The sequence below is a fragment of the Pseudomonas sp. GW823-FHT01D03 genome (assembly GCF_058798255.1).
In genome coordinates this window covers 488,529-501,918 of record NZ_JBXAKK010000001.1, presented here as the reverse complement: position 1 = coordinate 501,918, position 13,390 = coordinate 488,529, and the positions used below count along the sequence as shown (strand labels likewise).

Below are 13,390 nucleotides of genomic sequence, written 5' to 3'. Positions count from 1 at the left end.
CGGCTGTGACAGGACGCCGAGGATAGCGCATTTCCGGCGGCGCTTTAACGGGGTGGCAGCTGTGCCAGACGGTCGAGAATGTCGAGCACCACCATGCGCGGTGGCCGCTCGTCGGTTTCCACCACCAGATCGGCGATCTCCCGATAGAGCGGATCGCGGATCTCGAGCAGATCACGCAGGGTTTTCGCCGGATCGGCGGTGCGCAACAAGGGACGATTGCGATCGCGCGACGTACGCCCGACCTGCTGCTCGACGGAGGCGTGCAGATACACCACCCGCCCGCCCGCGTGCAGGGCCTTGCGGTTGGCATCGCGCATCACCGCGCCGCCGCCAGTCGCCAGCACCACGCCGTCGAACGCGCACAGCTCGGCGATCATTGCCTGCTCACGGTCACGAAAGCCGGGCTCGCCTTCCTTGTCGAAGATCCACGGGATATTGGCGCCCGTGCGCAGTTCAATTTCCTTGTCGGAATCTTTGAACGGCAGGCGCAGCTCTTTGGCCAGCAACCGGCCGATGGTGCTTTTTCCAGCGCCCATCGGTCCTACAAGAATCAAATTTCGCACAGAATCAACGACTCACAGCAATCGCCTGGTTATTCATGATACGCGGAGTGAGAAATACCAGCAGCTCGGATTTTTTCTCCGAAACCACATCACGCCGGAAAAGGCGGCCAAGATACGGCACATCGCCAAGAAATGGCACCTTATCTACGACCTTGCTTTGAGTATTTGAGAAAACGCCCCCAATCACGATGGTCTCGCCGTCGTTCACCAACACCTTGGCGTTGACTTCGTTCTTCTTGATCGGCGGTACATCCTGCACCTTGTTCAGGTAGTCCGGTTCGTCCTTGGTGACCTTGACCTCCATGATGATGCGGTTGTCGGGGGTGATCTGCGGCGTCACTTCCAGCGACAGCGAAGCCTCCTTGAACGACACCGACGTCGCACCGCTGGAACTGGCTTCCTGATACGGAATCTCCGTGCCCTTGAGGATCTTCGCCGTCTCCTTGTCGGAGGTGACTACCTTCGGCTGGGAAACGATTTCGCCATTGCCGGTTTTTTCCATCGCCGTCAGCTCAAGATCGAGCAGCACGTTATCGGTAATGAAGGCGATGCCGATCCCCGAGGTGTTACCAACCGTACCCATGTCGACGAACGGCGAGTTGGTGCTGGTGCTGCCCGGAGTGCCAATGGTGGTCGAGGTGCCGTTACTGACCCCGGAGGTGTTCCAGTTGCCTTTGTTCTGGATCGAACCACCCCAGCGCACACCCAGACTCTTGTCGTAATCGACGTTGGCTTCGACGATCCGCGCCTCGATCATCACCTGACGCACCGGAATATCCAGTTGCGCCACGATCCGCCGCAGTTCATCGAGACGATCCTGGGTCTGGTAGGCAATGATGTTGTTGGTGCGTTCATCGACCGTGATCGAGCCACGCTCGTCGATTTTCGCCTCGGCACTGGTCACTGACTGGAACAGCTTGGCAATGTCGGCGGCTTTGGCGTAGTTCACTTGCAGCAGCTCGCGACGCAGCGGCGCCAGTTCGGCGATCTGTTTCTGCGACTCCAGTTCCTGGCGCTCGCGAGCGGCAATTTCATCGGCCGGCGCCACCAGCAACACATTGCCGATCTTGCGCTTGTCCAGGCCTTTGGTTTTCAGCACCAGATCCAGCGCCTGGTCCCATGGCACATTCTGCAGGCGCAAGGTGATCCCGCCCTGCACCGTATCGCTGGCCACCAGATTGAGGTTGGTGAAATCGGCGATCAGTTGCAGCACCGAGCGCACGTCGATGTCCTGGAAATTCAGCGAAAGCTTTTCGCCGCTGTAGCTGTTGCGGTCGGCGTTACGCTTTTGCAGGTCATCGACGGTCATCGGGCGAATGCTGACGGTCAGTTTGTTGTCGGTCTGATAGGTGGAATAGTCGAACGTGCCGCTGGGTTCGACGGTGATCACCGCACGATCGCCCGTGGCGGCGGCATTGACGAACTGCACCGGGGTGGCGAAGTCCTTGACGTCGAGGCGTACTCGCAGTCTGTCGGGCAACTGCGTGCGGGCAAAACTGAGGATGATCTTGCCGTCATGCTCCTGGATGTCCGGAGCGATGGTCGGGTCCGACAGATCGATGACGACGTTGCCCTCTCCCGCGGTGCCGCGCTGGAAGTCCACGCCGCGAATGGTTTTGGCGACGGGGGTGTAAGCCTTCGCCGGTGCTGCGACCGGTCGCGGCGCAACAGCGGCGGGCCGTGGCGCAGCAGGCTTGGTGCCCTGCCCGACCACCACGAACAGATTGTTGCCCTCGATCCGCGAGGTATAGGGCGTCAGTTGCGTCAGGTTGATGATCAGGCGCGTCCGGTCGTTGGCCTCGACCACCGTTGCGGTTCGCGCGTTGCCACTGCCCAGATCGCGAGTCTTGCTCGTCAGTTGGCTGGCGACACCCGGCAGATCCAGGGCGATACGCGCCGGCGATTCGGTGGTGTAGCCCTTGGGTTGCGGTGGCGGGCTGTCGAACGACAGCTTCAACTCGATGCGGTCACCCGGTAACGCCGCGACATCCAGCGTCTTGAGGCTGGCCGCCTGAACCATCGGTGAAAGCAACGCTATCCATAGCGAAAAACCGAGGGTGGAGAAAATCCTGTTCATTGTTCGACTTCCACTATGAGTGCTCTTTCAAAGGAATGGTGCGCGGACGTTCCAGCCAGGCGCCTTCGCCGTCGGGCACGATCTCGACCACATCGACCTGAGTGGCGCTGATGGCGACAATGCGCCCGTCGTTACGCCCCAGGTAGTCGCCGACTTTCAACCGATGCACCGCACCCGCCCCGCGCAGCAAAGCAAACGAGCCGGAAGCATTGGAGATAGTGCCGACCATTTCAAACTGCTCGATGTTGAAACCTTCGAGGTATTGCTTGACCCGGTTGGGGTCGGGTTTGACATTGCGCGAACCGCGCTGCTGCCCGGCCAGATCGACCCGAACCTGGCGCGAGAACGGGCTGCGCAGGTTGGCCGCGCTGTAGGTAAAGGCGGGATAGGAACGGAACGTCGGCGTCGGTTCGATCCGGCCGGCCGGCCGCAGACGCACTTCGTTCATGTAGGCATCGAGGTCGCTGAACCCGTCACTGCTGCCGCAACCATTGAGGCCGAGCAACAGCATCGACAGGGCGATATAACGGATCGGGGTCATTTATCCAGCCCCTTGTCGTTATAGCGGTAAGTCTTGGCGAGGATGCTCATGCGCAATTTCGTTCCGCCGTCGGGGTTGGCCGGTGCCAGTTCGAAATCGTGCAACGTGACGATCCGTGGCAGTCCGGCGACGCCGCTGACGAAGGTCGCAAGGTCGTGGTAAGCCCCGGTGACGGTGATCTGGATCGGCAACTCGATGTAGAACGGCTGGGTGACTTCCGACAGCAGCTTGATTTCTTCGAACTCGAGGCCACTGCCCAACCCGGTGCGGGTGATGTCCTCCAGCAACCCGGGGACTTCGGTGTCGCTGGGCAATTGGCGCAGGAGCACGCCGAAGGTGTTTTCCATCTCCTTCATCTGCTGGGTGTACAGCTCCAGGTTGGCAGCCATGCGTGCCTTGCTGGCGAATTGCTCCTTCAAGGTGTCTTCTTCCTGACGCTTGGCATCAAGCTGATTTTCCATGTCACTGATGAAAAAGTTATAGCCAAACGCCAACACCAGCACCATCAGCAGCGCCCCCGCCATGGCTTTCACCGCAGCCGGCCAGGAACCGATATTGCTGGTATCCAGATCATTGAAGTCGATGTTGCGCAGACTTTGCAGCCATTCGGACGGCTTCATTTGTCGCCCTCCGTAGCTGCAGGCTGGGTCTGACGCACGGTCAACTGAAAGACGTTGGCCTGATCCACCTGACCGGCGGTCGTCGCTTTCACTTCATTAAGGCTCGGCGCATCGAACCAGTCGGAGGCATCCAGATTGCGCATCAGCTCCGAGACCCGATTGTTCGACTCCGCCGCGCCACTGATCGACAGTGTTTTGCCGAGCAGTTTCACGCTGGTGAAATACACCCCGTCCGGCAGCGTGCGCGCCAGTTGATCGAAGATCCGTCCGCTGATCTGCCGGTTGCCCTGCAAGTCCTGGATGATGCGCATCCGCTCGACCAGTTGCTGGCGCCGCGCCTTGAGCTCGCTGATCTGCTTGATACGTTCATCGACCACGGCAATCTGTTTACCGATGTAGTCATTACGCGCCGCCTGCCGCTCGATGGCGGTGCTGACGATCTGATCGGCGATGAACACCGCGCCCACCGAGCCGACGAAGACCCCGATCAGGATCAGCAGAAAGCGTTTGCGCCGCTCTTCACGGCGCTCCTCACGCCAGGGGAGAAGGTTGATCCGCGCCATCAGTCGAAACTCCTGAGCGCGAGCCCGCAGGCAATCATCAGGGCCGGCGCGTCACTGGCCAGAGCCCCGGCGTTGACCTTGCTGCTCAAGGCCATGTCGGAAAACGGGTTGGCGACCTGGGTCGGAGTGCCCAGACGCTGCTCGATCAGCCGATCCAGCCCCGGCACCGAGGCCGTGCCGCCGGCCAGCAGGATGTGATCGACGGCGTTGTACTGCCCGGAGGCAAAGAAGAACTGCAACGAGCGCGAGACCTGCTGCACCAGTGCGTCACGGAACGGCTGCAACACCTCGCTGACATAATCATCCGGCAGACCACCCTGCTTTTTCGCCAGCCCGGCCTGCTCGACGGTCAGGCCGTAGCGGCGCTGGATCTCCTCGGTCAGTTGCCGGCCACCGAACAGTTGCTCGCGGGTATAGATGATGCGGCCGTTGTGCAGGACGCTGAGGGTGGTCATGGTCGCGCCGATGTCCACCACGGCGACGGTCAGGTGTTCCTGCGAGGCCGCCAACTGAGTGGCAAGCAGGCCGAACGAGCGCTCCAGCGCATAGGCTTCGACATCGACCACCCGCGCGGTCAGCCCGGCCAGCGCCAGCGCTGCTTCGCGCACTTCAACGTTTTCCTTGCGACAGGCGGCCAGCAGCACGTTGACCCGCTCCGGGTTGCGCGGCGACACACCCTGGACTTCGAAATCGATGGCGACTTCGTCCAGTGGATAGGGAATGTATTGGTCGGCTTCGAGCCTGAGCTGGTTTTCCAGTTCGTCTTCGGAAAGCCCGGCGTCCATCTCGATGATTTTGGTAATCACCGCCGAGCCGGCCACTGCAACTGCCACGCCCTTGAGCCCGGTGCGCGCCTTGACCAGCACCCGACTCAGGGCCTGGCCAACGCCTTCGAGTTCGGCGATGTTCTTTTCGACCACGGCATTGGGCGGCAGCGGTTCGACCGCGTACGCCTCGACCCGGTAGCGGTCGCCCTGACGGCTCAGTTCCAGCAGCTTCACCGAAGTGGAGCTGATGTCGATCCCCAGCAACGCATTGGTCTTTTTCTTGAAGAGTCCCAGCACTACCAATTCCCTATGACTTTCCGTGAGTTACGGACTCTGTAATACGCATTGCGTTCCTTCACCCCGTCTTGACAGAAGCGCAAATGACGCCCCCAGCAGAAAAGTGCTTATAATGCCCAGCGTTTTTTTCCGCTTTTTACTGCCGGCGCGGGCCGTTCTGTGTGTAACCGGAACCCTGTCGCCACATTCATTCTTTGCCCTGGGTGCCCAAAAGCCTTGATTCGTCTGCTGAAATTTTTCGGTTGGTCCATCGTCGCCGTTTTCTGCGGACTGCTTTTAGGTCTCAGCGGCGCGTTTCTTTACCTTAGTCCGGGTTTGCCGTCTGTGGAGGCGCTGAGAAGTATTCAGTTGCAGATTCCCCTGCGGGTCTACAGCAGCGACAACAAGTTGATCGCAGAATTTGGCGAAATGCGCCGTACTCCGATCCGTTTCGCCGACATTCCCCCCAATTTCATTAATGCGTTACTAAGTGCTGAAGACGACAATTTCGCCAACCACTATGGCGTTGATCCGAGCAGCCTGATGCGTGCCGCTACCCAACTGGTGAAAAGCGGGCACATTCAGTCCGGCGGCAGCACCATCACCATGCAGGTGGCGAAGAACTTCTTCCTGACCAGCGAACGCAGCTTCTCGCGCAAAACCACCGAGATTCTTCTGGCCCTGCAGATCGAACGGCAGCTGACCAAGGACGAGATCCTCGAGTTGTACGTGAACAAGATTTATCTGGGTAACCGCGCCTACGGCATCGAGGCGGCGGCGCAGGTGTATTACGGCAAGTCGATCCGCGACGTCAGCCTGGCGCAGATGGCGATGATCGCCGGCCTGCCGAAAGCCCCGTCGCGCTTCAACCCGCTGGCCAATCCGGCGCGCAGCAAGGAACGCCGTGACTGGATTCTCGGCCGCATGTACAAGCTCGGGAAGATTTCCGAGGCAGACTACACCGCCGCGATCAACGAGCCGCTGAACGCCAGCTATCACGTGCCGACCCCGGAAGTGAACGCGCCGTACATCGCCGAAATGGCCCGTGCCGAAATGGTCGGCCGCTATGGCAGCGACGCTTACACCGAAGGTTTCCGCGTCACCACCACGGTGCCGAGCAACCTGCAGGAAATGGCCAACACCGCGCTGCACGAAGGCTTGATGACTTACGACCAGCGTCACGGCTACCGTGGCCCCGAGTCGCGCCTGCCGGGCAAGACCCACGAGGCATGGGCGACCGAGCTGACCAAACAGCGCACCATCAGCAGCCTGGAACCGGCGATCGTCACCCAGGTCGACAAGAATGGCCTGCAGGTGCTGACCCGTACCGGCGAAGAACACGTCGCCTGGGACACCATGAAATGGGCGCGGCCGTTCCTCAACACCAATAGCATGGGCGCCGCACCGCGCCAGCCGTCGGATGTGGCGCAGGTCGGCGATCTGATTCGCGTGCAGCGTCAGCCGAACAATTCGCTGAAATTCAGTCAGATTCCGCAGGCGCAAGGCGCGCTGGTATCGCTGGATCCGCAGAACGGCGCGATTCGCTCGCTGGTCGGTGGTTTCGCCTTCGAGCAGAGCAATTACAACCGCGCCCTGCAGGCCAAGCGTCAGCCGGGTTCGAGCTTCAAACCGTTCGTCTACAGCGCTGCGCTGGACAGCGGTTACACCGCCGCGACCCTGGTCAACGACGCGCCGATCGTGTTCGTCGACGAGTACCTGGACAAAGTCTGGCGGCCGAAGAACGACACCAACACCTTCCTCGGCCCGATCCGTCTGCGCGAGGCGCTGTACAAGTCGCGTAACCTGGTGTCGATCCGCCTGCTGCAGGCGATGGGTGTGGGCAAGACCATCGACTACATCACCCGTTTCGGCTTCAACAAGCAGGACCTGCCGCCGAACCTGTCGCTGGCGCTGGGCACCGCGACCCTGACCCCGATGGAGATCGCTACCGGCTGGAGCACCTTCGCCAACGGCGGCTACAAGATCACCCCGTACATCATCGACAAGATCGAAAGCCGCAACGGTGACACGCTGTTCGTCGCCAACCCGCCGACCGTGCCACAGGGTGGCTCGGCAACCGATGGCCTTGCCGCGCCGGAGTCTCAGCCGATCACCGTCAACGCCGCTCCGGTTCCGGGTGAAGCACCGGGCGCTGCCGCCGCGCCACAAGCGCCGGCCGTGGCCGAGCGGATCGTCGATGGCCGCACCACGTACATCCTCAACAGCATGCTGCAGGACGTGATCAAGCTCGGCACCGGTCGCCGCGCTCTGGCCATGGGTCGCAGCGACATCGCCGGCAAGACCGGCACCACCAACGAATCGAAGGATGCGTGGTTCTCCGGTTACAACGCCGATTACGTGACCACCGTGTGGACCGGCTTCGACCAGCCGGAAAGCCTCGGTCGCCGCGAGTTTGGTGGCACCGTGGCGCTGCCGATCTGGATGAACTACATGTCGGCTGCACTGAAGGACAAGCCGCCGCACGTGCAGCCTGAGCCGGAAGGTATTCTCAGCCTGCGGGTGGATCCGATCAGCGGTCGTGCTGCCACCCCGAGCACGCCGGGCGCGTACTTCGAACTGTTCAAGTCCGAAGACACGCCGCCCTCGGTGAACGAACTGGGCAACGGCGCCGTACCCGGCAGCCCGCTGCCGGCAGATGAGCAGGCGCCGATCGATCTGTTCTGATCAATGCGCCGCAAAAAGCCCCCCTTCGATTGAAGTGCGGGGCTTTTTATTGCCTGTTGGTTTTGTGGTGAGACCACTGGCCTCATCGCGAGCAGGCTCACTCCTACAGGGGCCAAGGTGCGGCATACATAGAGCGAACAACTCAAACCCTGTAGGAGTGAGCCTGCTCGCGATGGCGCCATTCCTGTCGCGATAAAAATGTCAGACATAAAAAAGCCCCGACTCATTACGAGCCGGGGCTTTCGGTTGAGGCGCTACAAAGGCTTAGCCGTTGAACACGTCATCCACGCTTTTCAGCGGATAGTTCTTCGGATACGGCAGGGTCGCCACACCGGTCTCGATCGCGGCCTTGGCCACAGCGTCGGAGATCAGGGTGATCAGGCGCTTGTCCATTGGCTTCGGAATGATGTACTCACGACCGAATTCCAGCGGCGCACCACCGTAGGCGTCGCACACGTCCTGTGGCACTGGCAGTTTGGCCAGTTCGCGCAGGGCGTTGGCCGCAGCCACTTTCATTTCCTCGTTGATGCGCTTGGCGCGAACGTCCAGGGCACCACGGAAGATGAACGGGAAGCCCAGTACGTTGTTGACCTGGTTCGGGTAGTCAGAACGACCGGTGGCCATGATCACGTCGCTGCGGGTGGCGTGCGCCAGTTCCGGGGAGATTTCCGGATCCGGGTTCGAGCAGGCGAAGACGATCGGGTTGGCCGCCATCGACAGCAGGCCTTCAGCGCTCAGCAGGTTCGGGCCGGACAGACCGACGAACACGTCAGCGCCTTTCAGAGCGTCAGCCAGGCTGCGCTTGTCGGTGGCGTGAGCGAACACGGCTTTGTACTGGTTCAGGTCATCACGGCCGGAGTGGATCACGCCGGTACGGTCAACCATGAAGATGTTTTCGATTTTTGCGCCCATGCTCACCAGCAACTTCATGCAGGAGATGGCCGCAGCGCCGGCGCCGAGGCAGACGATTTTGGCTTCCGGCAGGGTTTTGCCGGCGATTTCCAGGGCGTTGATCATGCCCGCAGCGGTCACGATCGCGGTGCCGTGCTGGTCATCGTGGAATACCGGAATATCGCACTGCTCGATCAGAGCACGCTCGATCTCAAAGCACTCAGGCGCCTTGATGTCTTCCAGATTGATGCCACCGAAGGTGATGGAGATGCGTTTTACGGTGTCGATGAAGGCTTGCGGGCTTTCGGAATCGACTTCGATGTCGAACACGTCGATGCCGGCGAAGCGCTTGAACAGTACGCCTTTACCTTCCATCACTGGCTTGGAGGCCAGTGGGCCGAGGTTACCCAGGCCCAGAATCGCGGTGCCATCGGAAATGACTGCAACCAGGTTGCCCTTGCCGGTGTATTTGTAGGCCAGTTCAGGATCGCGGGCGATCTCACGCACTGGTTCAGCTACGCCGGGGCTGTAGGCCAGCGACAGGTCGCGGGCGGTAGCAGTGGCCTTGGTGAGCTCGACACTCAGCTTCCCTGGACGAGGATTGGCATGATATTCGAGAGCGGCAGTTTTCAGATCAGACATTTTGGCATTCCGCTTTTTACTGTTGGACAGACTGGTCAGCGAGGATACGCGCCTCGCAAAGTCCCCACAAGACTGAGCGGTCACCCCTGTCAAGCGCCCTGTCCTACGACTTTGGGCCAAGAGCCACGGCGCACAAGGGCTTGACTGTTCACAATCGACAGAAAAAATGTCTACAATTTTTCTTCAGGGAGTGTTTTGCAGCATCGACGGATCGGTCAATGGCAGCAACCAACGCGGCTGCCCCGGTTTCAGCCCGCCACGCCGCGAACGGTCGACGACCCAGCCGCGAGCCTCGATCTGCCTGCCCTGCAGCTTCTGCAACCGAGCGCTGTCGAATTGTCCGACCAGATTGGGTGCAACGCGCAGTACAACCGCGTCCTCCAACTCAATCCAGATTCCGCCGCGATTGCGCTGAACCCTGCTCACACGCCCACTGACCACGGCGAAACCCGAAGTGCGGATCTGCTCCGCTTTCAGTACAGGCGACTGGCGCCACAGGCCTCGACCGGCCTGCCGGGCGCTGCGTTCGGCCGCCTGCTGACAGGCAACAAGATCGACATTCGGCGCCACCGCTACCTGAAACCCAAGGCCGTCGGCGAGCATTTGCGCTTCAAGATTGGTGCCGTTGGTGCTGTAGACATGCGCGAGGGTGCGACCGTAATGGTCTTTGGCCTGCTGGCCGGGTTGCAAACCGACCCGCCCACCGCTGTCCGCCACCAAGGCTTCAAGGCGTTTACGTGCCGCCACGGCGAAGGGTTCGTCACTGCGACCCTGCTTGCCCAGCTCCGGCGTGTTGAGACCGATCATCCGCACACTGCGCCCATCGCTCAGGCGTAGCGTGTCGCCATCGACCACGCGCTGGACGCTGACGCTGCTCAGGCCGGCAGGCGTGGGGCAAAACGCCTGGGCAGCGGACAGCCAAATCGCGGACACAAAAAAGGCGCCCACAAGGGACGCCTTTTTCATCAGCCTGGAGAAACCGTCGAAGTTTTCCAGAATGACCAATCTTACTTCTTGGCGCCGAAGGCACCGAAACGGTCGGCGAACTTCTGAACGCGGCCACCGGTGTCCAGAGTCTTCTGCTTACCGGTGTAGAACGGGTGGCACTCGTTGCAAACGTCGATCGCCAGGGCTTTGCCGAAGGTCGAACGGGTTTCGAACTTGTTGCCGCAGCTGCAGGTTACTGCAACTTCTGGGTAATTCGGGTGGATATCAGCTTTCATGATGTCTTCCTCAGCTAGCGTGCCGCCACCCAACACTATTGTTGAATACCGCACGTAATTAGGCCGCGGATTCTACCAGACAATGTCAATCGCGCAAGCTGTCCCTGAGACCGACCGTCTGCTAGGCTCCCGGCCCATTGCGCGATTCCCTGTGGGAGCGGGCTTGCTCGCGAATGCGCTGTGTCAGCCAATATTACGGTGCCTGACACACCGCATTCGCGAGCAAGCCCGCTCCCACAATTGATCTGCGTTCGCCCTTCTTTCGTGTTGATAGAGACTCCCCGCGTGCCCGACGCCATTCTGCGCCTCGCCCTGCCTTCGCCCCTGCGCCGCCTGTTCGACTATCGGGCGCCGGCCGGGGTGTTGCGTGCCCAGTTGCAGCCGGGCATGCGCCTGCGGGTGCCGTTCGGGCGACGGGAAATGATCGGGATTCTGGTCGAGATCACCGACACCAGCGACGTGCCGCTGGAAAAACTCAAACCGGCGCTGGCCCTGCTCGATGTCGAACCGCCGTTGCCGCCCGCACTGTTCAAGCTGTGCCTGTGGACGTCGCAGTATTACCAGCACAGCCTCGGCGACACCTTGAGCTGGGCGCTGCCGGTGCTGCTGCGTCAGGGCGAACTGGCCGAGGCGCGCCAGGAGCGCTTCTGGTCAGTCGCCCCCGGCGCCAGCCTCGATGATCCGCGCGTCGCCCGCGCCCCGCGCCAGCGTGAAGCACTGGCAACACTGGCGCAGCACCCGCACGGCGTGGCCCATCAGTTGTTGAGCAAGCTGATGCTGAGCAAGGACAGCCTCGACCTGCTGCTGGCCAAGGGCCTGGTACAAGTGGAAATCCGCCGGCACGCCCCCGGCGTGCGCCATGAACACTGGTTGGCGCAACCGGAGTTGCCGCTGAACACCGAACAACGCGCCGCTTACGAAGCGATCCGCGCCGGGTTCGACAGTTATCACGCGTTTCTGCTGGCCGGGGTCACGGGCAGCGGCAAGACCGAAGTCTATTTGCAACTGATCCGCGAAACCCTCGAGGCGGGCAAACAGGCCCTGGTGCTGATTCCCGAAATCAACCTCGGTCCGCAGACCCTGGCGCGTTTCGAGCAGCGCTTCAACGCACGCATCGCCCTGCTGCATTCGGCGGTCAACGACCGTGAGCGCCTCGACGCCTGGCTCGCTGCCCGCGACGGCGAGGCCGACATTATTATCGGCACCCGCTCGGCACTGTTCACCCCGATGAAGAACCCGGGGCTGATCATCATCGACGAAGAGCACGACGGCTCCTATAAACAGCAGGAAGGCCTGCGCTACCACGCCCGGGATCTGGCGCTGGTGCGCGCGCGACAGGAAAACATCCCGATCGTCCTCGGCTCCGCCACGCCGTCGCTGGAAAGCCTGCACAACGCTTACACCGGTCGCTATGGCCTGCTGCGCCTCAACGAGCGGGCCGGTGGCGCCAAGCAGCCACGCTTCCTGCGCCTGGACGTAAAAAGCCGTCCGCTGGACAGCGGCATTTCCGGGCCGATGCAACAAGCCATCGGCCAGACCCTCGCGGCGGGCCAGCAGGTGCTGGTATTCCTCAACCGGCGTGGCTTTGCGCCGACGTTGCTGTGCCACGATTGCGGCTGGATGTCCGAGTGCTCGCGCTGCGATGCGCGAATGACCGTGCACCAGCGCTACGGCGAACTGCGCTGCCACCACTGTAGCAACGTCGAGCGCACGCCGCGCCAGTGCCCCAAGTGCAACAAAGTCGATCTGCGGCCGGTGGGCGCCGGCACCGAACGCGCCGAAGAACGCCTGGCGATTCTGTTCCCGGACTACCCGGTACTGCGCGTCGACCGCGACAGCACCTCGCGCAAGGACGCGATGAATCAACTGTTCGCAACGATTCAGAAGGGTCAGCCGTGCATTCTGGTCGGCACCCAGATGTTGGCCAAGGGTCACCATTTTCCGCGCGTGACACTGGTGTCGATTCTGGATGCTGACGGCGGCCTGTTCTCCGGCGACTTCCGCGCCAGCGAACGGATGGCGCAATTGATCGTACAAGTCGCCGGCCGTGCCGGGCGGGCGGAAGAGCCGGGCAAAGTGATCATCCAGACCCACCTGGCAGACCATCCTTTGTTGGTGCAATTGACCGAGCAGGGCTACTTCGCCTTTGCCGAGCAGGCCTTGAGCGAGCGCCGTGCCGCCGGACTGCCGCCGTTTTCACACTTGGCGCTGTTGCGTGCCGAAGCGCACAAACCGGGGCAGGCTGAAGGTTTTCTCGATGAGGCATGCAGCGCGGCTGAGCGCTTGCTGGTCGAGCAGAATCTGAGCGGCATCGAATTGCTCGGGCCGGTGCCGGCGCCGATGGAGCGCCGTGCCGGGCGCTATCGCGCACAGTTGTTGGTGCAGGCGGCAGCGCGGGCGCCGCTGCATCGGTTGCTCGCCAACTGGTTGCTGGAGCTGGAGCAGATGCCGAGCGGGCGGGCGGTGCGCTGGTCGCTGGATGTCGATCCCGTGGATCTGTATTGACGCTGACCTGTGGCGAGGGAGCTTGCTCCCGCTGGGG

The 13,390-nt window shown here is 61.6% G+C and carries 11 protein-coding genes; 2 read left to right on the top strand and 9 right to left on the bottom strand.

The window, feature by feature from the left end:
* Positions 1-44 precede the first annotated feature (44 nt).
* The 6 genes from aroK to AC1RBR_RS02170 are packed head-to-tail and all read right to left on the bottom strand — an operon-like array spanning position 45 to position 5,428.
* A complete protein-coding gene (aroK, locus tag AC1RBR_RS02195) occupies positions 45-563 on the bottom strand; it encodes a shikimate kinase AroK (protein WP_027611316.1) in 519 nt (172 codons plus the stop codon).
* 4 nt (positions 564-567) lie between these two features.
* On the bottom strand, positions 568-2,640 hold the full coding sequence (locus AC1RBR_RS02190) for a type IV pilus secretin PilQ (RefSeq protein WP_115985321.1): 2,073 nt from the start codon (positions 2,638-2,640) through the stop codon (positions 568-570).
* Positions 2,641-2,653: 13 nt separating this feature from the next.
* Positions 2,654-3,181, bottom strand: coding sequence for a pilus assembly protein PilP (locus AC1RBR_RS02185; RefSeq protein WP_253149120.1), 528 nt, complete (start codon positions 3,179-3,181; stop codon positions 2,654-2,656).
* Entirely contained in the window at positions 3,178-3,801 is a 624-nt protein-coding gene (gene pilO / locus AC1RBR_RS02180; protein ID WP_095138007.1) for a type 4a pilus biogenesis protein PilO, read from the bottom strand. Before pilO ends, AC1RBR_RS02185 begins: the two co-directional genes overlap by 4 nt.
* Positions 3,798-4,364 carry a PilN domain-containing protein gene (locus AC1RBR_RS02175; RefSeq protein WP_095138006.1) on the bottom strand — a complete coding sequence of 189 codons (567 nt, stop codon included), beginning with the start codon at positions 4,362-4,364 and terminating at the stop codon, positions 3,798-3,800. Before AC1RBR_RS02175 ends, pilO begins: the two co-directional genes overlap by 4 nt.
* Positions 4,364-5,428: a pilus assembly protein PilM gene (locus tag AC1RBR_RS02170; RefSeq protein ID WP_253149117.1), complete on the bottom strand. Its 1,065-nt coding sequence runs from the start codon at positions 5,426-5,428 to the stop codon at positions 4,364-4,366. Before AC1RBR_RS02170 ends, AC1RBR_RS02175 begins: the two co-directional genes overlap by 1 nt.
* Before the next feature lie 219 nt (positions 5,429-5,647).
* Between AC1RBR_RS02170 and AC1RBR_RS02165 the strand changes: the two genes are divergently transcribed.
* Positions 5,648-8,092 carry a penicillin-binding protein 1A gene (locus tag AC1RBR_RS02165; RefSeq protein ID WP_371917876.1) on the top strand — a complete coding sequence of 815 codons (2,445 nt, stop codon included), beginning with the start codon at positions 5,648-5,650 and terminating at the stop codon, positions 8,090-8,092.
* Between the two features lie 264 nt (positions 8,093-8,356).
* Here AC1RBR_RS02165 and AC1RBR_RS02160 read toward each other — a convergent pair whose 3' ends face one another.
* The 3 genes from AC1RBR_RS02160 to rpmE all read right to left on the bottom strand — a co-directional run bounded on the left by AC1RBR_RS02160 (position 8,357) and on the right by rpmE (position 10,848).
* The gene (locus AC1RBR_RS02160; RefSeq protein ID WP_003220889.1) at positions 8,357-9,625 is read right to left on the bottom strand and encodes a malic enzyme-like NAD(P)-binding protein; all 1,269 of its coding nucleotides are present in this window, start codon (positions 9,623-9,625) and stop codon (positions 8,357-8,359) included.
* A 183-nt stretch (positions 9,626-9,808) separates the two neighbouring features.
* A complete protein-coding gene (locus AC1RBR_RS02155) occupies positions 9,809-10,591 on the bottom strand; it encodes a thermonuclease family protein (protein ID WP_480405300.1) in 783 nt (260 codons plus the stop codon).
* 41 nt (positions 10,592-10,632) lie between these two features.
* Entirely contained in the window at positions 10,633-10,848 is a 216-nt protein-coding gene (rpmE, locus tag AC1RBR_RS02150; RefSeq protein WP_007968345.1) for a 50S ribosomal protein L31, read from the bottom strand.
* A gap of 285 nt (positions 10,849-11,133) precedes the next feature.
* On the opposite strand from rpmE, the gene AC1RBR_RS02145 reads away from it, so the two are divergent.
* Positions 11,134-13,353 (top strand): primosomal protein N', encoded by a 2,220-nt coding sequence (locus tag AC1RBR_RS02145; protein WP_492562758.1) that lies wholly within the window; start codon positions 11,134-11,136, stop codon positions 13,351-13,353.
* Positions 13,354-13,390: the final 37 nt, after the last annotated feature.